Raw genomic sequence first — 25,174 nt, forward strand, 5'->3', positions numbered from 1 at the left:
GGGGCGCGATGAGTTCCAATGCGCGCTGCAGTCAGGATGACGGCGCTGCTGCCCGGTCGGCCAGCAGATGTGTCAGCGCCGGTGTCAGCCGGTCCACCGCCGACAGGGGCTGGCCGTCGATATCGCGGCTGGCCGGTGTCATGCGGCCGTTCAGCAAGGCGGCGACCTGCCAGGCGCAGGCTTGTGCACCGGCCTGGGGGCTGATGTCGCGTTCGGCCAGGAATTCATGGGTCAGCACGTCCGGCCCACCGGCGATCGGACTGTAGACGGGCTGGAAGCCCAGCCGGCCGATCTGCCGTTCGATTTTCTGTCGTGCGGTGTCCAGATCCAGCGGGCAGGCGCGCCGCGTGTCGAACCGCTCGGTCATCTCGATCACGGTATAGACCAGCGTCTCGCGTTCCGCCGGTGCAGGCAGCACGCCGGCGGCACGCAGTTCCGGCGCAAATCCCGCCAGCACAGCCGCTCCGGCTGCCGTTGCAGCCAGCAGGCCCGCAGCTCGAAAAAGATCAGAACCCAGCATTCCCCGGAACGCCCCCTCGATATTCGGCGGCGGACGTTATCGCCAGCGCCGCGCGGCGTCCATATCGCGATGCCGGACAATAAAGAACACTGTCCCTGAGCGGGCGTGTCGGATGGAAATGAAAGAAATGGTGCCGCTAGAGTGAATTGAACACTCGACCTCTCCCTTACCAAGGGAACGCTCTACCCCTGAGCTATAGCGGCGCACCGGGTTCGCCTGTCGGCGATCGAGAGACGGGCGTATAACCCAAGGGAGGACCGAGGCCAAGAGTGTCTTGACGCGATGTGCAGCGTTCGACATGACCAATTACATGAAGACACCATCCCAGAACGGCGGTCCCTCCGCCCCGCGCAAGTCCGGCAAGCCCGAACCGGGATCCCGCGAGGCTCGTCTGGCCGAGGCCCTGCGGGCCAATCTGCGCCGCCGCAAGGCTGCCGCGAAGCCGGCGGAGGGCACGACTGCACCAGAAACACCCGCAGCTGCGGAAACGGCCCCGGAAAAGCCCGGAAAGCCGTCATAATGCCGCCCGCTTCGCCGGGCTGCATGCCGGCTCGCATTATCGGACCAATCTGTACCGGGGAGTAAGCATGGACCGTATCGTCATCCAGGGTGGCGCCCGGCTCGACGGCCGAATCGCCATCAGCGGCGCCAAGAATTCCGCCCTTAAACTCATGGCCGCCGCGCTGCTGGCCGACGAGCCGCTGATTCTCACCAATATGCCGCGCCTGGCCGATTCCCGCTTCATGGGGCATTTGCTGGCGCGTCTGGGATTGCGCGTGGAGGAGGGCCCCGGCGCCCAGATGCAGCTGCACGCGGCCGAGATCACCGACACGTTCGCGCCCTACGACCTGGTGCGGAAGATGCGCGCCACCTTCAACGTGCTCGGCCCGCTGGTCGCGCGTGAAGGCCGGGCCCGCGTCTCGCTGCCCGGCGGCTGCGCCATCGGCGCGCGTCCGGTCGATCTGCACCTGAAAGCGCTAGAGACGCTGGGGGCGCAGATCACGCTGGAAGAAGGCTATGTCGACGCCAAGGCGCCTGCCGGGGGTCTCGTCGGGGGTGAGGTGGATCTGCCCTTTGCCTCGGTCGGCGCGACCGAACACACCATGCTCGCAGCGGCCCTGGCCCGTGGCGAGACCGTGATCGAGAATGCCGCGCGCGAGCCGGAAATCGCCGACTTGGCGGCCTGCCTCACAGCGATGGGCGCCGAGGTTGAGGGCGCGGGCACCTCGACCATCCGCATCCAGGGCCGCGAACGCCTGAACGGTGTCACGCATGCTGTCGTCGGCGACCGGATCGAGACTGCCACCTATGCGCTGGCGGTTGCTGCCGCTGGCGGCGACGTGGTGCTGGACGGCGCCGTATGGGCGCACAACAAGGCGCTGTGGAATGCGATGAACGAGGCCGGCGTGAGGGTTCAGCCAGTCGATGGTGGTGTGCGGGTCGAGCGCAATGGCGCCCGCGTGAAGGGTGTCGATATCGAGACCCAGCCCTATCCGGGCTTCCCAACCGATGCCCAGGCGCAATTCATGGCGCTGATGACGACGGCCGAGGGCACATCGGTGATCCGCGAGACGATCTTCGAGAACCGTTTCATGCACGCCCCCGAGCTCACCCGTCTCGGTGCCGATATCAGCGTCAATGGCAATGAGGCGGTCGTGCGCGGTGTGCCGCGCCTGAAGGGCGCCCCTGTGATGGCGACGGACCTGCGCGCCTCGGTCAGTCTGGTCATTGCCGGACTTGCCGCCGAGGGTGAAACCGTGGTCAATCGGGTCTATCACCTTGATCGCGGGTTCGAGCGCCTGGAGGCAAAGCTGTCAGGCTGCGGCGCGCGGATCGAACGTCAGTCTGAACCGGCGGAGTCCTGAGACCTTGAAGCGAGACGACCGGCCCCTGCGTCTGGTGGCATTCGACGCGGCGGATCTCGAGCCGATATCGGCAGCCTTGCAGGATGCCGTGGCGCAGCTGGGCGACTTCCAGTTCTCGCGCCGCGAGAAGGCATTCACCATCGCTTTCAACCGCTTCTGCTGGGAAGCCGGGCGGCGTGACAGCCGTGTGCGTAGCGGCCTGCAGATCGGCCGCGTCTCCGCCGCGCGCTCGCAGAATATCCGCCAGGGCGCCGCCGACGCCGTGGTCAACCTGCTCTCGATCGCCTTCGAACCGTCGGAAATGCCGGCCGGCACGGTCGTACTGGTGTTTTCCGGTGGCGGCGAAGTACGGCTTGATGTGGAATGCCTGGATGTGGTGATGGCCGACCTGACCGCGCCCTGGCGCGCGACCGGCGGCAGACCGGCGCATGAGGACGGGCCGGAAGAAGGGGCAAGCAGGCAATGAGTGAGGCGCCGGACCGGATTGTCAGGATCGATCTCGATGCCGCCAGCATGGGGCCGGGCGATGTCAATGCCGACCATGAGCGGCGTGTCGCGATTGCCGACCTGCTCGAAGCCAACAGTTTTCGTCCGTCCGGCGATGCGGAGGGCCCGTTTGCCCTGCGCCTGGCGATCGAGGATGACCGCCTGGTTTTCGATGTGCGCCAGGATGACGATACGCCCGTGCGTGCCTTTGTCTTCGCACTGGGTCCGCTGCGCCGCATCATCAAGGACTATTTCCTGATCTGCGAGAGCTATTACGAGGCCGTGCGCGATGCGCCTCTGGCCCAGATCGAGGCGATCGACATGGGCCGCCGCGGTGTGCACAATGAAGGCTCGACGCTGCTGCGCGAACGGCTGAGCGGCAAGATCGAGGTGGATTTCGACACCGCCCGGCGGCTCTTCACCCTGATCTGCGCCCTGCACCGGCGGGCCGCTTCATGACGACGCCCTCGGTCCTGTTCGTCTGCGGACGCAATGCCATCCGCTCGCCGATGGGCGAAGCACTCTGGCGCAAACGGTTCGGCGATGATGTCTCGGCGCGCTCCTGCGGGGTGATCCCGGCGGCCTTTGCCGATCCCTTCATGGTGGCAGTGATGCTGGAAGAGGGCGTCGATCTGGAGGACTTCTCTCCGATCGCCCTCAATGGCGTAGGCGAGCCGGCGGCCGATATCGTGGTCTCGCTATCCACCGCCGCCGACCGCACGGCGCGCGACTATGCAGCGCGCACAGGCGCCGAGTTCCAGGCCTGGCCGATCCCCGACCCCAGCGAGACCGGCGGTAATCGCGATATGCGCTTGGCTGCCTATCGCGAGACCCGCGATGCCATCGCTGCACGCATCGCTGAATGGGATGCCAGCCTAAAAAGCGCTTGACGTCTCGACTTTGCCCCCGGTGAAGGACTATATAGCGCGCTCCGGGGCGCCGGCCGCACGGCGAGTCGGCCTTATCCCGTATTTGTTTCGCCCGGAAACCCGGGCCAGGAATTGAGGAGCCGCATGGCGAAAGAAGAGTTGTTGGAGTTTCCCGGCGAGGTGACGGAACTGCTTCCGAACGCGACCTTCCGGGTCAAACTCGAGAATGATCACGAGATCATTGCCCACACGGCGGGCAAGATGCGCAAGAACCGGATCCGGGTTCTGGCGGGCGACAAGGTGCTTGTCGAAATGACACCCTATGACCTGACCAAGGGTCGTATCACCTATCGCTTCAAGTAAGCCGTTTGCGGGGCGCGTCGACGCAATGACGGATGCCGCCATGGCACACGGACCGCGGCCGCCCCTGATCCTGGCCAGCGCCTCGCCGCGCCGCCTCGATCTTCTGGCCAGTGTCGGGATTGTTCCCGACGCGGTCGAACCCACACATATCGACGAGCACGAGATCCCCGGCGAATTGCCGGGGCCGCTCGCCCTTCGCCTGGCGCAGGAAAAGGCGATGGCGCACCCGTCCGTGCGTACCGGCGGCGATGCCTTCGTGCTTGCCGCGGATACGGTGGTCGGCGTCGGCCGGCGCATCCTGCCCAAGACGCTCGATGAGGCCGAGGCCCGGCGCTGTCTGGACCTTCTGTCCGGCCGCAATCACCGGGTCTTCACCGGCATTGCCGCGGCCGGTCCCGGCGGGGCGTTTGCGGCGCGTGTGGTCGAGACACGGGTGAAGTTCAAACGTCTGTCGCAGCCGGAGGTCGACGCCTACATCGCTTCGGGCGAGTGGCACGGCAAGGCCGGCGGCTATGGTATTCAGGGCCGGGCCGGGTGTTTTGTGGTGAATCTGATCGGCTCCTTCACCGGGGTGGTGGGGCTGCCGCTCTACGAGACGAGCAATCTGCTGGCCGGTCTGGGCTATCCCGTGACCGAGCGCATGGGCGAAAGGCCGACGACATGAGCCGCCGCATCCTGATCGAGGAAAATATTGGCGAAACCCGCGCCGCTGTCGTTGATAATGGCCGCGTGGTCGAGCTGTGGCTGGACCGCTGGAGCGAGGCCGGTCAGCGCGTCGTCGAGGGCGAGATCTATCGCGGCCGTGTGCGCCGGGTCGAACCGGCACTGAATGCTGCTTTTGTCGATCTCGGCGTGGGGCCGGAAGGCTTCCTGCCCTTCGGCAAGGCCGGCCGGCCCAAGGGGTTCCATGAAGGCGCCGCCATCGGTGTGCGTATTGCCCGCGAAGCCTATGCCGAAAAAGGGCCCAATCTCGCTCTGGCCGAGGCCGGGGAGGGCGATGCGCCTGAATGCGTCCAGCCCGCCCCGATCCTGGCCCAGCGCCTGGTGAAGGCCTGGGGCGAGGCTGAAGCGGTGTGGGCAGACGAGACGGATATCGATCTGGATGGTGAGTTCGAGGCCGCGCTGAACCCGCGTGCGGCGATTCCCGGCGGCGGCTCGCTCTACATCGAGACGACGCGGGCGATGACGACGATCGATGTCGATGCCGATGGCCGCAAGGGCCAGGGTTCGCCGGCTCAGCTGGCTGTGGCGCTGAACACGTCGGCTGCCAAGGAAGCCGCGCGCCAGGTGCGCTTGCGCGGCCTTGGCGGCATCATCGCCATCGATTTTATACACATGCGCGCCCAGCCCGACCGCAAGGTGGTGGAGCAGGCGATGCGCGGTGCGTTCAAGCGCGACCGGGCCAAGGTGGACGTGGCGCCGCTGTCGCAGTTCGGCGTCGGCGAGCTGGCACGCCAGCGCCGGGGCCGCTCGCTGCGCGAACAGATGTGCGATGCCGACGGGCGCCTGTCGGTTGAAAGCTGTGCCCTGGCGGCCTTGCGCCGCTTGCAGGGCGAGGCGATGTCCGATCGCAGCCGCAAGCAGAAGCTTGAGGTCGCGCCGGAGGTTTTTGTCTGGCTCGATGCCGACACGATCGGCTGGCGCGAGGCGCTGACCGGCCGGATCGGGCCGCGCTTCGAACTGGTGGCCGCCGATGGTCTCGAGCGCGAGGATGCACGCGTCAGCCGCGCCTGACCGGGCGCGTAAATGCCGAACGAAGGAGGACATGATGAAATGTCCGATCTGCCGCAAGCCGGCTGACCCCGAATTCAAGCCCTTCTGCTCCAGGCGCTGCGCCGATGTGGATCTGGGCAAGTGGATGAATGACAGCTACGCCATTCCCGGCGAACCGGCTGATGTCGCCGAGGAAAACCCGCCGTCGGGGGAAGACCGCTAGGCTGGCCGCCCGGACGTTGCGGCCGGGTGCACATTTCGCTGAAAACGGCCATGGACAGGCCCGGCGCGGCCCCCTATAAACCGCGCTCTCGACCGCGCCCCGAGGCGCGTGTCCGCCCGGCGCCCGGGTAGCTCAGTTGGTAGAGCAGCGGATTGAAAATCCGCGTGTCGGTGGTTCGAATCCGCCCCCGGGCACCATTTTTTCCCCATGATTGATCCTTTTACGCCACTTTCATCCGCTTGGCGCGATCTATACGATCGCGCAGGGCATGCGGGCCAAGGTGGGCGGTTATAACGTCGTCAAGCAGTCGCTGGACCGCGGCACGAGTGTTGTCGATGTTGCCATCGCGGCGAGCGAATCCATTTCCGACTTCCTGATCGAGATGCGCGAGAAGGCGCTTGCCGCGTCGGACCACAGCCTGGACCAGCAAAGCCACAATGTGCTGATCGAGGATTTCGTTCAGCTGCGCGACCAGATCAAGACGATTCTCGAAAACGCGGAATTCAACGGTATCAACCTGATCAAATCCGGGGGTGACGACCTGTCTGTGCTTGCCAATGATGATGGCAGCAACCGGATCACCTTCGCGGCAGAGGACCTGTCCTACGGGCCGTCGGGTGGTCCGGGCACCAATATATCACCCTCTCCGAAGACGCCACGGTCAGTGCCTTCGTGAATGCGAATCTGGCGATCTCCGAGCTCGACAGCTCCATTGACAATATCGGCGCCGTTCTGGCCCGGCTGGGCTCCGCTTCAAAACGGCTGGAAATCCAGAGCAGCTTCACCGACAAGCTCACCGATGCCCTGGGAAAGGGCATCGGCAATCTTGGCGATGCAGATATGACCAAGGCGGCGGCCGAGCTGCAGGCGCTCCAGGTGATGCAGCAGCTCGGTATCCAGGCCGTGTCGATCGCGAACCGGGCGTCGCAATACTTGTTGCAGCTGTTCCGCTAGACCAGTTCTTTCAGCTTTTCAGCGTCGAAATCGCTTAGCTCGCCGAACCGGCCGTCGCGGACCTTTGCGGCCCATTCCGGATCGCTGATCAGGGCGCGGCCAACGGCAACGAGGTCGAACTCATCGTTCTCCAGGCGCTCGATCAGGCTGTCGATCGACGAAGCTTGTGAGTTCTCGCCCATGAAGGCGCCGAGGAAGTCGGAGTTCAGCCCCACCGAGCCAACGGTGATAACCGGCTTGCCGGAGAGTTTCTTCGTCCATCCGGCCAGGTTGAGATCGGACCCTTTGAACTCGGGGATCCAGAACCGGCGGGTGGAGGCGTGGAAGATGTCGACGCCGGCCCCGGACAGCGGCGCAAGGAAAGCTTCCAGCTCGTCCGGCGTCTGCGCCAAGCGCGCATTGTAGTCCTGCTGCTTCCACTGCGAGAAGCGCAGGATGAGCGGCAGGCCGGCCGGGATTTCCGCACGTACGGCTTTGACGATTTCCTGGACGATGGTGGTGCGCTCGATCAGCCCGCCGCCGAACCGGTCGTCGCGCTTGTTGGTGCCATCCCAGAAAAACTGGTCGAGCAGATAGCCATGTGCGCCGTGCAGCTCGATGGCATCGAAGCCGATTTCGGCGGCGGCTTTTGCGGCTTTGGCAAAAGCGGAAATCGTGTCGGCAATGTCTTCGGCGGTCATCGGCTCGCCGATCTGCTTGCCATCGGGCAGGACGCCGGACGGGCTGTCGGATGCGGCTTCGGGGTGCGGGCCGGTTCCCGGGCGGCGCGCAAGGCCGACATGCCAGAGCTGCGGCGCGATCTTGCCGCCTTCGGCATGCACGGCGTCGACAACCTTGCGCCAGCCGGCCAGGGAGTCCGGGTTATGAAAGTTCGGTATGGCCGGATCGAAACTGGCGCCGGGGCGGTCGACCGTGGTTCCCTCGGTTATGATCAGGCCGACCGCATTGGCGGCGCGACGACGATAGTATTCCACGACCGGCTCGCCCGGAATGCCGCCCGGGCTCTTCGAACGCGTCATAGGTGCCATCGCGATGCGATTGCTCAGCTCCAGCGAGCCCAGCGAAAAGGGGCGGAAGAGCGCCTTTGTGTCGGTCATATTCTTCTCCTCGACAAACCGTTGATCAGAGCAGTTAGACAATTCCTCCGCAGAATCGAGTCCCGGGTGTGCATTTCGAATATTCGGAATCGTCGTGTGTCCCGGTTCACACGCTTGCGCTTTGCCAGAAACAGTGTTCACTTTTTGCGGCTGTACAGGACGGGGAGCCGGATGAGCGAAGCAAAAAGCGATGTGCTGGATGTGGTGATTGTCGGTGCGGGCCTGTCCGGTGTCGGCGCAGCCTATCATCTGCAGGCGCGCTGCCCCGAGCGGAGCTACATGATCCTGGAGTCGCGGAATGCGATGGGCGGTACGTGGGATCTCTTCCGCTATCCCGGGATCCGTTCGGACAGCGACATGTACACGTTCGGCTATGCCTTCCGGCCGTGGACGGGCGGTAAGGTGTTTGCCGACGGACCGGCCATTCGCGACTATATCGAGACGACTGCCAGCGAAAACGGTATCGACGCTCATATCCGCTATGGCCATCGTGTCGTGGGCGCAAACTGGGACAGCGAAAAAGCGCTGTGGACGGTCACGGCGGAACATGACGGAAAGCGCGTCGATTTCGACTGCCGCTTTGTGATGCTGTGCTCGGGTTATTACCGCTACGAGCAAGGCTACATGCCCGACTTTCCCGGCCAGGACGATTTCACTGGCGAGATCGTGCATCCCCAGCTGTGGCCGGAAGACCTCGACTATTCCGGCAAGCGCGTGGTGATTATCGGTTCTGGGGCGACGGCGGTAACGCTGGTGCCGGCGATGGCGCAGAGCGCCGCCCATGTGACGATGCTGCAGCGTTCGCCGACCTATATTGCCGCGCGCCCGTCCCGCGATGGTCTGGCCGATGTGCTGCAGCGGGTCCTGCCGAGCAAGCTGGCCTATCTACTTGCCCGGATGAAGAACATCGCGCTGTCGATCTATGTCTATCAGCTGTCAAAGCGGTTTCCGGCGTTCGTCAAGCGCCAGGTGATCAAGCATGTCCGCGAGGAGCTGGGCGAGGACTTCGACGTCGAGACCCATTTCACCCCGCACTACAATCCCTGGGATCAACGTTTCTGCCTCGCGCCGGACGGGGATTTCTTCGAGGCCCTGCGAGAGGGTTCGGCTTCGATCGCGACCGATCACATCGAATGTTTCACCAAGACCGGCATCCGCCTGAAGTCGGGGGCCGAGATCGAGGCGGATATCATCGTTCCCGCGACAGGTCTGGACATGCAGCTGGCCGGCGGGTCGCGCCTCAGTCTTGACGGTGTGCCTGTCACGCCCGCCGAGCTTTTCACCTATCGCGGCATGATGCTGGGCAATATGCCGAACCTGGCGCTGGCCTTCGGGTATACCAATGCCTCCTGGACGCTGAAGGTTGATCTGACCTGCGAACGGGTCTGCCGGATGCTGAACTATATGGAGCGTACCGGTACCGAGATCGCCGTGCCGATCCCGCCGGACGACCTGCAGCCGGCGCCTCTGCTCGACTTCTCCTCGGGCTATGTGCAGCGCGCCCTGCCGCATCTTCCCAAACAGGGGTCGGTCGCGCCCTGGCGCACCTATCAGAACTATACCCGGGACATGCTGGCGATCCGCTATGGCCGGCTGGAAGACGGTCATATGCGTTTTGCCAGCGCGGGCGAATACACGCCGCGGCTCTCGCACACGGCCCTGCGCCGGGATGTGGCAGAATGAGCCGCCGTTTCGAGTTCGCAGGCCGCCGCGCCCTGATTACCGGTGCGGCCAGCGGTATTGGCGCCGCACTCGCGCGCGACCTTGCCGGGCGCGGCACCGATCTCCTTCTTGTTGACGTGAATTCCGCTGGGCTCAAAACGCTCGCAGCGGATCTTGCCGGTTCTGGCGTGAAGGTGGCGACCCGGGCGCTCGATCTGTCGGACCGTGAGGCGGTTTCGGCTTTCGCAGCCGAGATTGCGGGCGATGGCATGCCGTTGCACCTCCTGTTCAATAATGCGGGTGTGGCGCTGGGTGGCACGTTCGACCGGGTGACGGCGGCCAATTTCGACTGGCTGATGGAAATCAACTTCCATGCGCCGGTGCGGCTCACACGGGCTCTACTGCCGCTTATGGAGCGGTCCGCACCGGCCCAGATCGTCAACACGTCGAGCATATTCGGGATTATCTCGCCGCCCGGGCAGACAGCCTATTCTGCCGCAAAGTTCGCCTTGCGCGGCTTTTCCAACGCGCTGCGGCACGAGCTGGCTATGGACAAGTCCGGGGTGGGGGTGACGGTCGTTCATCCGGGCGGCGTCGCGACGCAGATCGCGGAAAGTGCCCGCATGCCGGCTGATGCGAGCAATATGGAAGTCTCTCAAGGGCGCGAGCGGGCCCGGCGCTTGCTGGTGATGCCGCCCCCTGAAGCAGCGCGCATCATCTTGCGCGGCGTGGAGCATCGAAAGCCGCGTGTTCTCGTCGGGCGCGACGCGCACACAATGGCGCTGATCGAGCGGATCTGGCCGGTCAGCTACTGGTCGAAACTGGGGCGCCTCGCCGGCGCGAAGAGCGAGTAGGGGCGAACATGCTGTCGGTCATCATGTGGATATTCGTCGGTCTGATCGCCGTACTCCTTCTGGCTCTGGTCCTCGCATGGCAGTTCAGCGTTGCTATCGCCAAGAAGGCTGCTGCCGCAATCCCGGCCAATGGCCGCTTCACCGAAGTCTCCGGTGGACGCATCCACTGGACCGACCAGGGCGAGGGGACGCCGGTCGTGATGATTCATGGCCTGGCCGGCAATCTGCACAATTTCGGCTATGCCATGGTCGACCGGCTGGCCCGGGATTTCCGGGTCATTGCCATCGATCGTCCCGGATGCGGCTGGTCGGAACGTGACTCAGACGATCAGGCGCGTATCCCCGAACAGGCCCGCATGATTGCCGAAATGCTCGAGAAGGAAGGGATCGGTCCCGCCATCCTGGTCGGGCATTCGCTCGGCGGGGCCGTGTCGCTGGCGCTGGCGGTCAATCATCCTGAGCGGGTCAAGGCACTGGCGCTGGTTTCGGCGCTGATCCAGGCGCCCTCTCAACCGGCTGAAGCCTTTGCCGGGATCGATATCGCCAATCCGGTCTTGCGCCGTCTGGTGGCAAACACGCTGGCCGTGCCGATGTCGATCCGCAACGGCGAGAAGACGCTGGCCTTCATCTTTGGTCCCGACGCACCGCCCAAGGATTTTCGCACCCGGGGCGGGGGCCTGCTCAGCCTGCGGCCGGAGGCCTTCTATGCAGCGGCGACCGATCTGCAGTGCGTGTCTAAGGATATGGACGGTATCACAGCACGGATCGATGGTATCGGCGTGCCGGTCGGGCTCTTTTACGGCACCGATGACCGCATCCTGTCTGCCGGCGACCAGATTGCAGTCCTGCGCCAGTCCTTGTCGGATGCCGATATAGAAACGCTGGATGGTGGCGGCCACATGCCGCTGGTGATCGTGCCGGACCGTGTGGAGGCCTTCGTCCGGCGGGTCGCGTCCCGCGTTTGAAAGAGCGAAAGCGAGCGGGTTCTTTTCACGTCCGGATCCATCTGCAACACTTCCAAAGCGCTTATCGAGGTTGGGAAGCCGGTTCGTCCGTCGAACCGGCCGCTCGACCGGGCGCCGAAAGGATAGGGAGGCAGGCATGGCACAATCCCCGCAGGACATGGCCGCAACCATGATCGCCAACATGCCCGCGAAGACCGGCAAGCCGCTGGCTGACTGGGTGGAGATCGTCAAGGCCAGCGGTCTGGAAAAGCATGGCGAGATGGTCAAACTGCTCAAGAGCGAGCATGGCATGACGCACGGCTTTGCCAATCTCGTCGCCCATGAGGTGCGGGGCGGCGTAGCGACCAAGCTTCCCGATCCGTCCGCCGACCTGGTGGCCGCGCAGTATGCCGGCGACAAGGCTGCGCTCCGGCCGGTTCATGACGCGATTGCCGATGCGGTTGCCGGTTTTGGCGATGATGTCGAACAGGCGCCGAAAAAGACCTATGTCAGCCTGCGCCGTGCCAAGCAGTTCGCGCTTGTCCAGCCATCGACCAAAACCCGGGTCGATGTCGGAATCAATCTGAAGGACGTTGCGCCCGAGGGGCGTCTGGAAGCGTCCGGTTCGTTCAACGGCATGGTGTCACACAGGGTGCGCCTCGGTTCGGTCGAGGATGTGGATGCCGAGCTGATCGAATGGCTGCGCATGGCATATGACCGCGCCGGATAGGCGAGGGGCTGGACAGGGGGGCGAAGACACCCCATTGTAATTATCAGCTGAAAGAGGAATGACATGCGAAATCGTGCTCGTGCCATCGCCATTGCCCGGCGGATTGACGAAGAGCGGACCGCAAAGGTCCGGACGCTGATGATGTCCGGCCTCATTCTTCTTTCGATTGTTATTGGCCTCGCCCTCGCGGGAGCGCTGCCGACGCCTGTTTGACGTCCCACCGGACATCACGACACGGAAAACCGGCCTCGCTCCCAAAGGAGCGGGGCTTTTTCGTGTCTGAAATGTCCGGCTGACCGGAGACATGAGAATGCCCCTTACAGCCTCACAGCCGGCGTCGGATATGCCCGGCGACCTCGCTGGCGCCTTCGCCTTCGTCAGACGGCTTCATGAACAGGGTATGGGCGGCATCCTGCGTTCGCCCTGCCTGCCATCGCCCGCGCTGTCCAAGGCGCTGGGCTGTGATGTCGTCGTGAAGCTGGAAAACCTCCAGGCTACCGGATCGTTCAAGGAGCGTGGCGCCTATGCCCGCCTTGCCGCACTGAGCGAAGCGGAGCGCCGTCGGGGCGTCGTGGCGGCATCGGCAGGCAACCACGCCCAGGGCGTGGCGCGTCATGCGACAGCGATGGGCATAGCAGCGACCATCGTCATGCCAGAAGGCACGCCGATGGTGAAGGTGCACCAGACCCGGGCGCTTGGAGCCGAGGTCGATATCACGGGCGCGGACTTCGATACGGCAAAGGCGCATGCGCTGTCGCTGTCGGCGGAGACCGGAGCGGTTTTTATCCACCCGTTCGACGACCCGGTCGTGCTGGCCGGGCAAGGAACGCTGGCCCGCGAGATGCTCGTCGAATATCCCGGTCTCGACACGCTGGTCCTGCCGATCGGCGGGGGGGGGCTGGCCGCTGGGTGCGGGCTCACGGCACGCCAGATAAAACCGGATATCGAGCTCGTGGGGGTGCAGTCGGATCTCTTTCCGTCTTTCGCCAATCTCTATCATGGTACTGACCGGCCAATCGGCGGCTTCACCCTGGCAGAGGGGATCGCCGTGCGTGAGCCTGGCGAGCTGACGCGCGAAATACTCGGGGATATTCTCGACGATGTGCTCGTCGCGGATGAGCGCCAGATCGAACGGGCCCTGAACCTCTTCATCTCGCACCTGCGCGTGCTGCCGGAAGGTGCCGGGGCCGTGGGGCTGGCCGGGATTCTCGCCGCGCCGGAACGGTTCGCCGGCAAGCGTGTCGGACTGGTTCTCACGGGCGGGAATGTCGATACCCGGCTGCTGTCTTCGCTGCTGCTGAGGGATCTCGCCCGGTCCCGCCGCCTGGCCCGGCTGCGCATCGAGCTGGTCGACGTGCCGGGACAGCTGTCGGCCGTGTCCGAGGTGATCTCGCGGGCCGAGGGGAATGTCACGGATGTGGCCTATCACAAGACCTTCTCTGACCTGCCGGCGAAGGTGACCTATATCGATATCTCGCTGGAAGCGCAGGATGCGGCCCATATGGACCGGATCGAGGCCGCGCTGCGCGAGGCCGGTTTCCGCGTGGAGCAGGCCAGTTATTGAGCGTTTCATTTAATTTGTCACATGGACATAGTAGGACCGGCCGCGCGCAAGTGGTCCGCCGTCCGATTGGAGTTAAGTCATGAAATTCTTTGTCGATACCGCCGATGTCGCTGAAATCACCGAACTCAATGAGGCCGGCCTGGTCGACGGCGTGACGACCAATCCCTCACTGATCGCCAAATCCGGCCGCGACTTCATTGAGGTGACGAAGGAAATCTGCGCGCTGGTGGACGGTCCTGTGAGCGCCGAAGTCACGGCTATGGACACTGACGGGATGATTACTGAGGGACGTAAGCTGGCTGCGCTGGCCGGCAATGTCGTGGTGAAACTGCCGCTGACCTTCGACGGCTTGAAAGCCTGCCGCGCGCTGACGGATGACGGCATCAAGACCAATGTCACCCTGTGCTTCTCGGCCAATCAGGGCCTGCTCGCGGCCAAGGCCGGTGCGACCTATATCTCGCCCTTCATCGGCCGTCTGGACGATCTGGGTGTCGATGGCATGGAGCTGATCGAGAACCTGCGGATCATCTACGACAATTACGGCTTCGAGACGGAAATCCTGGCCGCGTCGATCCGCTCGGCCGACCATGTTCAGCAGTGCGCGCTCGCGGGCGCCGACGTAGCCACCGTGCCGCCGGCGGTGCTCAAGGGCCTGGTCAAGCACAAGCTCACCGACGCAGGGCTCGAAGCCTTCCTTGCGGATTGGAAAAAGACCGGTCAGAGCATTCTCTGACCGGTTTTCCGGCCGTCAGCCTTCCAGGCATTGAGCTTCCGGATCCCCGGCGAAGCCTGTATTGAGCGCATCGATGGAGACAGGATCGATGTGCATCGCCACGACCTGTGTCGTCCCTTGAACGTCAGCGCACACGGCGTTGAGGAATTCAGCGATATATTGCCGGGCATGCGGCGAGGGCGCCTGCGTGCCCCGGTCCAGCTGGACTGCATCGCTCCCCCAGACGAGGTTGGCGCCGGGCACGAAGACGAAGGCCATGCGGTCCAGACCCGGACCCGCTGCGAGCCTGACACGCAGACGGGTTTCGCCCGCGCCGACTGCCTGGCCGTCGGAAAACGGGATCAGGGTGTCACTGCCCCTCAGGAGCGGAACCATAGCCGTAACCAGGTCGACATTTTTGGGGTGGACATGGATCGGTATGCCGCGTTCGGCGAAGGCCGCAAGACCGGCCATGTGCGGCCAGGCATTGGATGTCGTGATCACTCCCCGCAATGGTTGTCCGGGGAAGTCGGTCTCGACTTGGTCCATCACGGCACGCGCATAGCCCGGTGAAATCGGCGCATCAAGGATGTAGACACCGTCGTCCAGGGCCACAGCCATTACATTCCAGGCGCCATAATAGACGCGTACATTCTCGGCCGGGCTTTCATGCCGGCGGGAGAACGGGAAGTCGTCGATGGCAAAACCGCCGGGGGCGGTTTCCGGCGGTTGCGCCAATGTGTCGGCGAGCGCTGGGCGGTCCGTCGAGAAGCTGGACAGCTCGAACCGCTGCCAGGGGCGGCCATTGAAAGAGATTTCCAGCTGACGCGGGCGCAGGCGGCCGCTTTCGGTTCTCCACCAGAACCCCCATTCGCCGCGAAGCGTGCTCTCGCCCCAACCGGACAGGAACATGTCGTGGGGAAAGCGTGTCTCGACCGTGAAGCCGGTTGGAATTCCCGATGCAGGCAGGATGTCTATTGTGACCTGTTCAGTGATCCCGAAGGCGGAGCGGGTGAATGCGAGTCGGTTTTCGCCGTCATGACGCAGATCGTCGGCGAACAAGGCCTGGCGCAGCAGCGCGGCGGGAAAGAGGTCCAGATAACGCAGGGCTTGCCGGGCCTGGGCCATCCGCGCCGGACCCCAGGCCGTCGCGTCATCCGCGGCGCGCGGATTGTGGGCCGCGGCGAGCGCATCGTCCGCAAAGCGGATCGTGTAGCCCCCGTATGGCGTTCCGTTCCACGCTGGCACGGAACGCGCTTCGGAGACTTCTCCATGGCGGGATGCCAGATCGGCGGTGACCTGTCCGGTCTGGTCCAGCCGGATCCAGCCGCCTTCAAGCGTACCGCTCTGTTCGAGCATCCAGGCTTCGCCGGTGATGTCTGCCGCGATCCAGTCGCCTTCGGCGACCGCCGAGCCCGCACCCAACGCGTCAAGCGCCTGCCGGGCGAGGTCGGCCGGTTCGGTGAGATTTTCAGCATTCGCCGTTGGGCCCATACAGGCCGTAGCAAAGAGCGCCGCGCCAAGCGCGATGGCCAGTTTCATGATCGTCCCTCCGATGTCTCCCGTGACGGTCTTGGGTCATGGCACACAGCGACTCAACCCAACAATCGGTAAGGTTGGCGGGCCCGGCCGCCGAGCCTGCCACAGCGGCAGCTTGACGCATCGCGACCTAGCGTTGCTCGTGGCGGCTTGTCGGCTGATTTGGCGAATTTTTTCAAAAATCGTTTGGGAATCAACGCAAAGCCTGCATAGTCTGGCGTATGGACCGGTGAGTATCGGCGGGCAATCCCTCGCACCGTGTCGCGGCAAGACCGTGTAGCAGTTCCATTTCGACGCACGCGACAAATTGCCATAGAGTTTTTGGGGGATAGTGCGCTAAACCGGGCTCGATAACAGCCAATCCGGGGGCGCATAAATGTCTACGCCGCAAGTGCTGCGACGCGCAGGGGCCGATCCTTCCACTGCCGTCGTGCTTCTCATCACCTTCCTGGGGGCGCTCTGGTCGCTGTTTTCAGCGGCCTACGCACCCGAGGCCGCGATGCGCGGCCAGGCCTGGCTTCTGCTGGGCGGATTCCTGACCGGTATCATCCTGATCGTTGGGTCCATCGCCAATGGCGGCGTCGTCAATGACGAACGCGAATACAATGAGAACCTGGTCAAGGCCGGGGCGATCGCCACCATGTTCTGGGGCATTGCCGGGCTTCTCGTCGGCGTGGTCATTGCCTTCCAGCTGGCTTTCCCGGTGCTCAATATCGACCAGTTCGGCTTTACCAGTTTCGGCCGCCTGCGCCCGCTGCACACCTCGGCCGTAATCTTCGCCTTCGGCGGCAATGCGCTTATGGCGACCTCCTTCTATGTGGTCCAGCGCACTTGCCGGACACGGATCGCCGGCGGGATCTGGCCCTGGTTCGTGTTCTGGGGCTACCAGCTCTTTATCGTCATGGCCGCGACCGGCTATGTGATCGGCATCACCCAGTCCAAAGAATATGCCGAGCCGGAATGGTATACCGATCTCTGGCTGACCATCGTCTGGGTCGCCTATCTCCTCGTCTTCCTGGGCACGCTGTGGAAGCGCAAGGAGCCGCACATCTATGTGGCGAACTGGTTCTACCTAGCCTTTATCGTCACCATCGCCGTGCTGCACGTGGTCAACAATCTGGCCATGCCGGTCAGCTTCTTCGGCGCGCGCAGCTATTCGTTGTTTGCCGGCGTGCAGGATGCGCTGACCCAGTGGTGGTACGGCCACAACGCGGTGGGCTTCTTCCTGACGGCCGGCTTCCTGGGGATCATGTACTACTTCATCCCCAAGCGCGTTCAGCGTCCGGTCTACTCCTACCGCCTGTCGATCATCCACTTCTGGTCGCTGATCTTCATCTACATCTGGGCGGGTCCCCACCACCTGCACTACACGGCGCTGCCGGAATGGGCGCAGACCCTGGGCATGACCTTCTCGGTGATGCTGTGGATGCCGTCCTGGGGCGGTATGATCAACGGCCTCATGACCCTGTCGGGAGCCTGGGACAAGCTGCGCACCGACCCGGTCGTGCGGATGCTGGTTCTCTCGGTTGCCTTCTACGGCATGTCGACCTTCGAGGGGCCGGTGATGTCGATCCGCGCCGTCAACGCGCTCTCGCATTACACCGACTGGACCGTCGGCCACGTGCATTCCGGTGCGCTGGGCTGGGTCGGCTTCATCTCCTTCGGGGCGGTCTACTGCCTGGTTCCCTGGCTGTGGAAGCGCAAGGGCATGCATTCGAAGGCGCTGATCGACTGGCACTTCTGGATCGCGACCTTCGGCATCCTGCTCTACATCACCTCGATGTGGGTCGCGGGCATCATGCAAGGTCTGATGTGGCGGGCCTATAACGAGCTCGGCTTCCTGGAATTCTCCTTCGTGGAGACCGTGGAGGCGATGCACATCTCCTACATCATCCGGGCCGTCGGCGGTCTGCTCTATCTGAGCGGCGCGATCATCATGGCCTACAACATGTACCGCACGATCAAGGGCGACGTGAAAGAGGAAGACGAAAACGTCATTCCTCAACCCGCCGCCGTTCCGGCCGAATAGGGGCCTGTCATGTCAGAACAAAAGAAAAGCCGCTGGAGTAAGCTCCACAACAAGCTCTTCGAGCAGAACTCGCTGCTGCTGACCGTGGGCATCCTGGTCACGGTCTCCATCGGGGGCATCGTCGAGATCGCCCCGCTCTTCTACCTCGACAGTACCATCGAGGAGGTGGAAGGCGTGCGTCCCTATACGCCGCTGGAACAGCTGGGCCGGGACATCTACATCCGCGAGGGCTGCTATAATTGCCACTCGCAGATGGTCCGCCCGCTGCGCGACGAGGTGGAGCGCTACGGCCACTACTCGCTGGCGGCCGAGAGCATGTACGACCACCCCTTCCAGTGGGGTTCGAAACGGACGGGGCCGGACCTCGCCCGCGTCGGCGGCAAGTATTCGGATGAATGGCATCGCGACCACCTGCGCGACCCGCAGTCCGTGGTGCCGGAATCCATCATGCCGGACTACCCCTTCCTGGAAGAGGCCGAGCTGGACTACGACAATGTCGCGGCCAACCTGCGGGCCCTGCGCCGCGTGGGCGTGCCGTATTCCGACGCGATGATCGAGAGTGCCGTCGCGGACATCACCACCCAGCTGGACCCTTATGCCGCCGACTATGACGGCTTCCAGGAACGCTACCCGGATGCGCTGATGCGCGACTTCGATGGCGACCCGTCGCGGGTGACCGAAATGGATGCGCTCGTGGCCTATCTGCAGGTGCTCGGCACGATGGTGGACTTCTCCACCTACGAGGCCGAAGCCGACGAAAATCTGAGGTAGGGCGATGCACGAGACACTTTCCAATTTCGCCCAGACAGGAGGGCTGTTGATTTTCGTCCTCCTGTTCTTCGGCGTCCTCGCCTACGCGCTCTGGCCGCGTAACCAGGCGAAGTTTGACGCTGCCGCGCGCACGCCGCTGGAAGAAACCGACAAGCCGGAAACGGCCGATCACAACAAGGACGAGACCCATGTCCGAACATGATCAAGAACGCGAAAGAGACGCCCACACCGGGACGGCCACGACCGGTCACGAGTGGGACGGTATCAAGGAACTCGACACGCCGCTGCCGCGCTGGTGGCTGTGGGTCTTCTACGCCAGTGTCGCATGGTCCGTGGTCTACATGATCTTCATGCCAGCCTGGCCGGCCCTGCCGGGACTGGCTGGCGAGACCGATCACACCCGCGGCCTTCGTGACCACTCCGAGCGGGCCAATGTCGCCCAGGCCATCGAGGAGTTGCAAGCCAGCCGGGCCAGTGGCTTCGCGGCCCTAGAGGGGGCCTCGATCGACCAGATCGAGAATGATCCCCAGCTGCTCGGCTTTGTCCGAGCAGCAGGTGAGGCGGCTTTCGGCGACAATTGCGCGACCTGTCACGGGTCGGGCGCCCAGGGTGCTATCGGCTATCCCAACCTGAATGACGACGTCTGGCTGTGGGGTGGCACCTATGAGGATATCCGCACCACGCTGCTCTACGGCATCCGGGCGGAACATCCCGATACCCGTTTCTCGCAAATGCCGTCCTTCGGCCGCGACGAACTGCTCACCGGCAGCGAGATCGCGGATGTTGCCGACTACGTTCTGTCTATGTCCGGCCGCGCCGGGGATGTGAATACCGAGGCGCTCGCCCGCGGTCAGGAGACCTACGACATCCAGTGCGCGTCCTGTCATATGCCTGACGGTACGGGAGACCGCATGCAGGGGGCTCCGAACCTGGTCGACCAGGACTGGCTCTACGGTTCGAGCCGCGAGCAGGTGATCAACATCATCCATCGCGGCCCCTACGGGGTGATGCCGGCCTGGGAAGGCCGTTTGAACAACGCCACGATCGATGCGCTGGCCGCCTATGTCTATCTGCTGGGCGGCGGTGAGGAAGCAGAGGGTGCGGCGAACGGTCCCACGGGGCGCTAGGTCGCATACATCAACCAGAGGAACCGGGATAAAGCGCCGTCATGAGTGACACGAACACACGCGCCATGGCGGCGCCCGGCATCCGCAAGTCAAAGGCCGAAGCGGTCAACGCAGCGGATACGCGCGAACTCTACAAGAAACGCGAACCCATCTATCCCAAGCTGGCGCACGGCAAGTTCCGCACCGTCAAATGGCTGGTGATGGCGGTGACGCTGGGCATCTACTACCTCATTCCCTTTCTGCGCTGGGACCGGGGACCGGACGCGCCGGACCAGGCCGTTCTGGTCGATTTTGCCGGCCGGCGTTTCTACTTCTTCTTCATCGAGATCTGGCCGCAGGAAGTCTACTACATCACCGGCCTGCTGATCCTCGCAGCGCTCGCGCTTTTTCTCGCAACCGCGCTCTTCGGACGGGTCTGGTGCGGCTATGCCTGCCCGCAAACGGTCTGGACCGACCTGTTCATCTGGGTCGAGCGGGCCTTTGAAGGCGACCGCAATGCCCGGATCAAGCTGGACCGCTCGCCCTGGTCCTTCAACAAGGCCTGGCGCAAGATCGGCAAACACGCGGTCTGGCTGGTCATCGCCCTGGCGACGGGCGGCGCCTGGATCCTGTATTTCCACGACGCGTATGACGTGATCGGGAATTTCTTCACCGGTCAGGCCGAGCCGTCATCCTACCTGTTCGCCGGCATGCTCACCTTCACCACCTACACGCTCGCCGGCACGATGCGCGAGCAGGTGTGTACCTATATGTGCCCTTGGCCGCGCATCCAGGCGGCCATGACGGACCGTGATGCCCTGAACGTCACCTACCGGGTCGACCGGGGCGAGCCGCGCGGACCGCACAAGAAGGGCGAGAGTTGGGACGGTCGCGGCGACTGTATCGACTGCAAGCAGTGCGTCGCGGTCTGCCCGATGGGGATCGACATTCGCGATGGCGCCCAGCTGGAGTGTATCCAGTGCGCACTTTGCATCGATGCCTGCGACGACATCATGAAAAAGGTGGACCGTCCGACCGGTCTTATCACCTACGAGACGGACGACAATGTCGACCGTTTCCAGAAAGGCGAGAAGGCCGTCTACAAGTTCATCCGTCCGCGCACGCTCGTCTATGGCGTGGCCTTGGCCATCGTTGCGGCGATCATGCTGGGTGCCCTGCTCAACCGGTCGGAGCTCGAGCTCAACTCGCAGCGGGACCGCAATCCGAATTTCGTGATCCTGTCGGACGGCTCAGTGCGAAACGGCTACAATCTGAAAGTCGTTAACAAGGCCAATGAACCGCGTACGCTCACCCTCTCGATCGAGGGCGACCCGCAGATCGTGACACGACTGCTTGGCGCTGCGGATGATGCCCCCATGCAGCTCAGCGTGGACGCCGACCGGACCCAGGATTTCGTGATATATCTCACTCTGCCGGCCAGCGCGATCGACAGTGCGCGCGAGACCTTCAATTTCCGCGTCACCGACACACGAACCGGCGAGACCGCAACCACCCCGTCCATGATCGTGACCGGAGCCGAGTGATGAAGTCGTTTTTGAACCCCTTGCGGGGCTGGCATGTCCTGATCATGATCGTTCTGTTCTTCGGCGTGACGATCGGGGTGAATGCCACCTTCATCACCCTCGCCATGCGTACGCACCCTGGCGAGGATGTGCCGCGTTCCTATTATCAGGGGCTCAACTATAACGAGACGCTGGCCCGCCGCCACGAACAGGCCGAGCTGGGCTGGTCGGCCCGGGTCAATGTGGTCGATGGCGAACTGCTGGTGGAAGTCAGCGATGCCGGTGGCGTGCCCGTGCCGGGGCTTGAGCTGACCGGCGCCATGAACCATCCCACGAACACGTCGCGGGACTGTCCGCTCGAGTTTCTGGAAGATCGCTCCGGTCTCTATCGCGCCGCGCTGCCCTGTACCGAGAGCGGGCAATGGCATCTGCGCGCACACAATAATGGCGATGCGCCGTTCGAAATGGAGCACGCGCTTTGGCTGCGCTAGATACGGCTCATTTCTCCGAACCGGTCAGCCAGGTCGATCCGCAGGCCTTCGTCCGCCTTGCTGATGGACAATGCCATCTTGATCTGCTGGTGCGTGGCGCTGTGTGCGCCGGCTGTATTTCGCGTATCGAGTCGGGCCTGCTGGAGGACGATCGTGTCGAGCGCGCGCGCCTCAACCTGTCGACTGGCCGCCTTCGTCTGAGCTGGCGGGGCGATGCGGCGCTGGCATCGACCTATGTCAGCCGATTGGGCCGGCTGGGCTATCCTGCCACGCCCTACGAGCCGGAAGCAGAAGCCGATCCTCATAAGGAAGAAGAGCGCAAGCTGCTTCGTGCGATGGCGGTTGCCGGCTTTGCCATGGCGAACGTCATGTTGCTGTCGATCTCGGTCTGGGCCGGTGGCATGGAAATGACCGAGGCGACCCAGGCATTGATGCACCGGATATCGGCGCTGATCGTGTTGCCGGCGGTCGCCTATGCGGGCCAGCCCTTCTTCCGCTCGGCAATCACCGCACTGCGCAACAAGCACGTCAATATGGACGTGCCGATCTCGCTCGCCGTCATCCTGGCTTGCGGGCTGTCGCTCTGGGAAACCTTCTACGGCCATGGCGACACATATTTCGACGCCGCGGCGATGCTGCTCTTCTTCCTGCTGATCGGGCGTTTTCTCGACATGCGTCTGCGGGCCAAGGCCGGTGAAGCGGCCCGGGGTCTGGCCGCGATGCAGGCCGCGACCGCCAACCGGCTTCGCGATGACGGCCGGATCGAGGCGATCCCGGCCCGCGAGGTCAAGGCCGGCGACAGGCTGGTCCTGGCCGCAGGCGACCGGGTGCCCGTGGATGCGGTAATCCGCGAAGGCCAGGGGGCGCTCGACGGCTCCCTTGTGACCGGTGAGACTGCTCCGGTGACCGCCAAGCCGGGCATCGAAGTCTTTTCCGGCATGCTGAACCTGGACGGCAAGCTGGTACTGGAAGCCATCGCCGACCGCGACAATTCCCTGCTCGCCGAGATCACACGTCTCGTCGAGGCCGGGGAGCAAAGCCGGTCGCGCTATGTGCGTCTCGCTGACCGGGCAGCAAAGCTCTACGTGCCGGTGGTTCATTCCCTCGCGGCATTGACGCTGCTGGGTTGGCTGGTGATCGGCCAAAGCGCGCATCTGGCGATCATCCACGCGATTGCGGTCCTGATCATCACCTGCCCCTGTGCGCTCGGTCTGGCGGTTCCTGCCGTCCAGGTCGTCGCATCTGGCCGTCTTTATCGCGAGGGTGTGCTGGTGAAATCGGGTGACGCCATGGAGCGTCTGGCCGGGATCGACACGGTCGTGTTCGACAAGACGGGCACACTGACCGAAGGCCGGCCGCGTCTGATCAATCGGGACGAGATTTCCGATACGGCATTCGAGACGGCTGCACGGCTCGCCCGGACCAGCCGTCACCCCCTGTCCCGTGCTGTCGCCGATGCCGCGGGCATGGGGATCGCAGCGGCCGAAACGCGCGAAATTTCCGGCGGCGGGATTGAAGCTGTCGAGGATGGTGTGACGATCCGCTTCGGTTCGGCACGCTGGCTGGGCATCGAGGCGGCGAGCGATCCGCACAGCGAAGTCTGGCTCAAGGCCGGTGACGCGGCGCCCGTCCGCTTCCGCTTTGAAGACCGGTTGCGCGCCGACGCTGCCGAGACCGTCGCTGCGTTGCGTGACAGGGGTTGCCGGGTTGAACTCCTCTCGGGCGACCGCAGCGGTCCCGTCGAAGCCGTTGCAGCCGAGCTGGGACTGGATGCCTGGCAGGCGGAGCTGAAGCCGCAGGACAAGATCGCGCGTCTGGAAGCATTGAAAGCTGAAGGGCGCAGCGTTGCCATGATCGGCGACGGGATCAATGACGCGCCGGCCCTGGCTGCGGCGGACGTGTCCGTCTCGCTGGCTTCGGCCGCGGAGATTTCCCAGGCTGCTGCCGACTTCGTGCTGCAGGGCGACCGGTTGACGTCGGCCATTGTGGCCTATGATGTGTCGTGCGGCGCCAAGCGTCGGGTGCTGGAGAATTTCGGCCTGGCCGCGGTCTACAACATGATCGCCGTGCCGCTCGCCGTGGCTGGTCTGGTCACGCCGCTGATCGCCGCCATTGCCATGTCGGCATCCTCGGTCCTGGTCACTCTCAATGCGCTGAGGCTTGCTCGCTGATGTCCGTCCTGATCTGGCTGATACCCGTCGCCATCGCCATGGGCGGTCTGGGCCTGCTGGCCTTCATGTGGAGCCTGAAATCCGGCCAGTTCGAGGATCTGGACGGTGCCGCAGAACGCATCCTGATGGATGACGACAGGCCGATCGTGCCCAAAGGTTATGCCGACGGCGAGGCGGGCGACGATGCCGACGGCGCTGCTTCTGGCGAGAAATCCCGGTAGGCGTGCCAGGTCGCCAAGGCGATCCACGGGAAAGTCACGGCAAGACCGATCAGGAAGACAGCGGATCCTGCCGCCATCATGAAGGCGATCAGCCAGGCCCAGGTCAGCATCACGAAGGGCTGGCCGATCACAGCCTTGAAGCTCGCGACGAGCGCGGTCACCGCGTCCACGTCCTGATCGACCAGCATCGGGAAGGCGAGGGCGGACATGGAGAAGGCGACGACTGCCAGGACTGCACCGATCGCCGTGCCGATGACCATCAGGCCCAGCCCGGCCGGGTCACTCAGCGCGTATTCCAGGAAGGGGCCCGGCAGCAGCGGGGTATCGGGTGCAAGGGCGACCAGCAGGAATTGTGCGATCCGGACCCACAGCAGGAAGAGCATCAGGAGCAGCAGGCTGAGGAAACCGATCTGCGACAGCCGCGAGGGGAAGCGGGAAATGATGAAACGGAAGCGGGGCTTTTCGCCACGTTCGATCGCCCGGGGCACCTGGTAGATGCCGATTGCCAGTGCCGGTGCGATGAGGGCGAAGCCGCTGAGCGCGACCGGGACGGCGGAGGCGAAGCCGATGGCGTTCAGTCCGAGCACGATCAGGGCACCCAGGCCGACAAAGATCAGGCCGTAACCCAGCGTCACCTGCGGTGCGCGTACGAGATCCTGCCACCCGGCTTTGAGCCAGGCCCAGGGTGCGTCCCGGCGCACATGCTGGAGATGAACCATGGTGTCCTCCCTCGGAAATTCTATGCTGGCTACCGTCAGCTGTTTTGC

General features: G+C 64.0%; 30 protein-coding genes and 2 tRNA genes. 27 read left to right on the plus strand and 5 right to left on the minus strand.

Annotated features, from left to right (window positions below; genetic code table 11):
- Positions 1-31: 31 nt before the first annotated feature.
- The gene (locus ACXAJV_RS09275) at positions 32-520 is read right to left on the minus strand and encodes a hypothetical protein (RefSeq protein WP_475084540.1); all 489 of its coding nucleotides are present in this window, start codon (positions 518-520) and stop codon (positions 32-34) included.
- A 128-nt stretch (positions 521-648) separates the two neighbouring features.
- A tRNA-Thr gene (locus ACXAJV_RS09280) sits at positions 649-723 on the minus strand.
- A gap of 95 nt (positions 724-818) precedes the next feature.
- Between ACXAJV_RS09280 and ACXAJV_RS09285 the strand changes: the two genes are divergently transcribed.
- The 12 genes from ACXAJV_RS09285 (at position 819) to ACXAJV_RS09340 (ending at position 6,993) form a co-directional block, all read left to right on the plus strand.
- Entirely contained in the window at positions 819-1,040 is a 222-nt protein-coding gene (locus ACXAJV_RS09285; RefSeq protein WP_475084542.1) for a hypothetical protein, read from the plus strand.
- A 67-nt stretch (positions 1,041-1,107) separates the two neighbouring features.
- Positions 1,108-2,385, plus strand: coding sequence for a UDP-N-acetylglucosamine 1-carboxyvinyltransferase (gene murA / locus ACXAJV_RS09290; RefSeq protein WP_475084544.1), 1,278 nt, complete (start codon positions 1,108-1,110; stop codon positions 2,383-2,385).
- Between the two features lie 4 nt (positions 2,386-2,389).
- A complete protein-coding gene (locus ACXAJV_RS09295; protein ID WP_475084545.1) occupies positions 2,390-2,851 on the plus strand; it encodes a DUF2948 family protein in 462 nt (153 codons plus the stop codon).
- Entirely contained in the window at positions 2,848-3,330 is a 483-nt protein-coding gene (locus ACXAJV_RS09300) for a UPF0262 family protein (protein ID WP_475084547.1), read from the plus strand. Before ACXAJV_RS09295 ends, ACXAJV_RS09300 begins: the two co-directional genes overlap by 4 nt.
- Complete coding sequence (locus ACXAJV_RS09305; RefSeq protein WP_348335645.1) at positions 3,327-3,761, plus strand: arsenate-mycothiol transferase ArsC; 435 nt, start codon at positions 3,327-3,329, stop codon at positions 3,759-3,761. Before ACXAJV_RS09300 ends, ACXAJV_RS09305 begins: the two co-directional genes overlap by 4 nt.
- A gap of 123 nt (positions 3,762-3,884) precedes the next feature.
- A complete protein-coding gene (infA, locus tag ACXAJV_RS09310) occupies positions 3,885-4,103 on the plus strand; it encodes a translation initiation factor IF-1 (protein WP_019961978.1) in 219 nt (72 codons plus the stop codon).
- Between the two features lie 40 nt (positions 4,104-4,143).
- A complete protein-coding gene (locus ACXAJV_RS09315) occupies positions 4,144-4,767 on the plus strand; it encodes a Maf family nucleotide pyrophosphatase (protein ID WP_475084550.1) in 624 nt (207 codons plus the stop codon).
- Positions 4,764-5,837 carry a ribonuclease E/G gene (locus ACXAJV_RS09320; protein ID WP_475084553.1) on the plus strand — a complete coding sequence of 358 codons (1,074 nt, stop codon included), beginning with the start codon at positions 4,764-4,766 and terminating at the stop codon, positions 5,835-5,837. Before ACXAJV_RS09315 ends, ACXAJV_RS09320 begins: the two co-directional genes overlap by 4 nt.
- Before the next feature lie 34 nt (positions 5,838-5,871).
- Positions 5,872-6,039: a DNA gyrase inhibitor YacG gene (locus ACXAJV_RS09325; protein WP_475085453.1), complete on the plus strand. Its 168-nt coding sequence runs from the start codon at positions 5,872-5,874 to the stop codon at positions 6,037-6,039.
- Between the two features lie 121 nt (positions 6,040-6,160).
- Positions 6,161-6,236 (plus strand) — tRNA-Phe (locus tag ACXAJV_RS09330).
- A 14-nt stretch (positions 6,237-6,250) separates the two neighbouring features.
- Positions 6,251-6,715, plus strand: coding sequence for a flagellin (locus tag ACXAJV_RS09335; protein ID WP_475084556.1), 465 nt, complete (start codon positions 6,251-6,253; stop codon positions 6,713-6,715).
- The gene (locus tag ACXAJV_RS09340) at positions 6,712-6,993 is read left to right on the plus strand and encodes a flagellin (RefSeq protein WP_475084559.1); all 282 of its coding nucleotides are present in this window, start codon (positions 6,712-6,714) and stop codon (positions 6,991-6,993) included. Before ACXAJV_RS09335 ends, ACXAJV_RS09340 begins: the two co-directional genes overlap by 4 nt.
- Here ACXAJV_RS09340 and ACXAJV_RS09345 read toward each other — a convergent pair.
- Positions 6,990-8,090, minus strand: coding sequence for an NADH:flavin oxidoreductase (locus ACXAJV_RS09345; RefSeq protein ID WP_475084560.1), 1,101 nt, complete (start codon positions 8,088-8,090; stop codon positions 6,990-6,992). The two genes, ACXAJV_RS09340 and ACXAJV_RS09345, sit on opposite strands and share 4 nt — an antisense overlap.
- A 171-nt stretch (positions 8,091-8,261) precedes the next feature.
- On the opposite strand from ACXAJV_RS09345, the gene ACXAJV_RS09350 reads away from it, so the two are divergent.
- The 7 genes from ACXAJV_RS09350 to fsa all read left to right on the plus strand — a co-directional run bounded on the left by ACXAJV_RS09350 (position 8,262) and on the right by fsa (position 14,577).
- Positions 8,262-9,773: a flavin-containing monooxygenase gene (locus ACXAJV_RS09350; protein ID WP_475084562.1), complete on the plus strand. Its 1,512-nt coding sequence runs from the start codon at positions 8,262-8,264 to the stop codon at positions 9,771-9,773.
- Positions 9,770-10,606, plus strand: a complete 837-nt coding sequence (locus ACXAJV_RS09355) for an SDR family NAD(P)-dependent oxidoreductase (RefSeq protein ID WP_475084563.1) — start codon at positions 9,770-9,772, stop codon at positions 10,604-10,606. The genes ACXAJV_RS09350 and ACXAJV_RS09355 overlap by 4 nt, the downstream gene beginning before the upstream one ends.
- Before the next feature lie 8 nt (positions 10,607-10,614).
- Positions 10,615-11,571 carry an alpha/beta fold hydrolase gene (locus ACXAJV_RS09360; RefSeq protein ID WP_475084565.1) on the plus strand — a complete coding sequence of 319 codons (957 nt, stop codon included), beginning with the start codon at positions 10,615-10,617 and terminating at the stop codon, positions 11,569-11,571.
- A gap of 136 nt (positions 11,572-11,707) precedes the next feature.
- Complete coding sequence (locus tag ACXAJV_RS09365; RefSeq protein WP_475084566.1) at positions 11,708-12,280, plus strand: DUF5655 domain-containing protein; 573 nt, start codon at positions 11,708-11,710, stop codon at positions 12,278-12,280.
- Positions 12,281-12,343: 63 nt separating this feature from the next.
- Positions 12,344-12,493 carry a hypothetical protein gene (locus ACXAJV_RS09370; protein ID WP_475084569.1) on the plus strand — a complete coding sequence of 50 codons (150 nt, stop codon included), beginning with the start codon at positions 12,344-12,346 and terminating at the stop codon, positions 12,491-12,493.
- A 97-nt stretch (positions 12,494-12,590) separates the two neighbouring features.
- Positions 12,591-13,844 carry a threonine ammonia-lyase gene (locus ACXAJV_RS09375; RefSeq protein ID WP_475084570.1) on the plus strand — a complete coding sequence of 418 codons (1,254 nt, stop codon included), beginning with the start codon at positions 12,591-12,593 and terminating at the stop codon, positions 13,842-13,844.
- Between the two features lie 79 nt (positions 13,845-13,923).
- On the plus strand, positions 13,924-14,577 hold the full coding sequence (fsa, locus tag ACXAJV_RS09380) for a fructose-6-phosphate aldolase (RefSeq protein WP_348335678.1): 654 nt from the start codon (positions 13,924-13,926) through the stop codon (positions 14,575-14,577).
- A 15-nt stretch (positions 14,578-14,592) separates the two neighbouring features.
- Here the strand turns inward: fsa and ACXAJV_RS09385 are convergent, their stop codons facing one another.
- Positions 14,593-16,098, minus strand: coding sequence for an MBL fold metallo-hydrolase (locus ACXAJV_RS09385; protein ID WP_475084573.1), 1,506 nt, complete (start codon positions 16,096-16,098; stop codon positions 14,593-14,595).
- 373 nt (positions 16,099-16,471) lie between these two features.
- Here ACXAJV_RS09385 and ccoN point away from each other — a divergent pair, with 373 nt between their 5' ends.
- From ccoN to ccoS, 8 genes are read left to right on the plus strand one after another with little or no spacing between them, the layout of a single operon-like run.
- On the plus strand, positions 16,472-18,124 hold the full coding sequence (ccoN, locus tag ACXAJV_RS09390) for a cytochrome-c oxidase, cbb3-type subunit I (protein ID WP_475084575.1): 1,653 nt from the start codon (positions 16,472-16,474) through the stop codon (positions 18,122-18,124).
- Positions 18,125-18,133: 9 nt separating this feature from the next.
- Positions 18,134-18,895 carry a cytochrome-c oxidase, cbb3-type subunit II gene (ccoO, locus tag ACXAJV_RS09395; RefSeq protein WP_475084577.1) on the plus strand — a complete coding sequence of 254 codons (762 nt, stop codon included), beginning with the start codon at positions 18,134-18,136 and terminating at the stop codon, positions 18,893-18,895.
- 4 nt (positions 18,896-18,899) lie between these two features.
- A complete protein-coding gene (locus ACXAJV_RS09400; protein ID WP_475084578.1) occupies positions 18,900-19,097 on the plus strand; it encodes a cbb3-type cytochrome c oxidase subunit 3 in 198 nt (65 codons plus the stop codon).
- On the plus strand, positions 19,084-20,022 hold the full coding sequence (gene ccoP / locus ACXAJV_RS09405) for a cytochrome-c oxidase, cbb3-type subunit III (RefSeq protein WP_475084580.1): 939 nt from the start codon (positions 19,084-19,086) through the stop codon (positions 20,020-20,022). Before ACXAJV_RS09400 ends, ccoP begins: the two co-directional genes overlap by 14 nt.
- A gap of 41 nt (positions 20,023-20,063) precedes the next feature.
- A complete protein-coding gene (gene ccoG / locus ACXAJV_RS09410; protein WP_475084583.1) occupies positions 20,064-21,545 on the plus strand; it encodes a cytochrome c oxidase accessory protein CcoG in 1,482 nt (493 codons plus the stop codon).
- Entirely contained in the window at positions 21,545-22,015 is a 471-nt protein-coding gene (locus tag ACXAJV_RS09415; protein WP_475084584.1) for a FixH family protein, read from the plus strand. The genes ccoG and ACXAJV_RS09415 overlap by 1 nt, the downstream gene beginning before the upstream one ends.
- On the plus strand, positions 22,003-24,186 hold the full coding sequence (locus ACXAJV_RS09420) for a copper-translocating P-type ATPase (RefSeq protein ID WP_475084586.1): 2,184 nt from the start codon (positions 22,003-22,005) through the stop codon (positions 24,184-24,186). Before ACXAJV_RS09415 ends, ACXAJV_RS09420 begins: the two co-directional genes overlap by 13 nt.
- Entirely contained in the window at positions 24,186-24,407 is a 222-nt protein-coding gene (ccoS, locus tag ACXAJV_RS09425) for a cbb3-type cytochrome oxidase assembly protein CcoS (RefSeq protein WP_475084588.1), read from the plus strand. Before ACXAJV_RS09420 ends, ccoS begins: the two co-directional genes overlap by 1 nt.
- On the opposite strand, the gene ACXAJV_RS09430 is transcribed toward ccoS, so the two are convergent.
- Positions 24,344-25,126 (minus strand): DUF2189 domain-containing protein, encoded by a 783-nt coding sequence (locus tag ACXAJV_RS09430; protein WP_475084590.1) that lies wholly within the window; start codon positions 25,124-25,126, stop codon positions 24,344-24,346. The genes ccoS and ACXAJV_RS09430 overlap by 64 nt on opposite strands.
- Positions 25,127-25,174: the final 48 nt, after the last annotated feature.

The organism is Maricaulis sp. ABE4_448 (assembly GCF_056160825.1).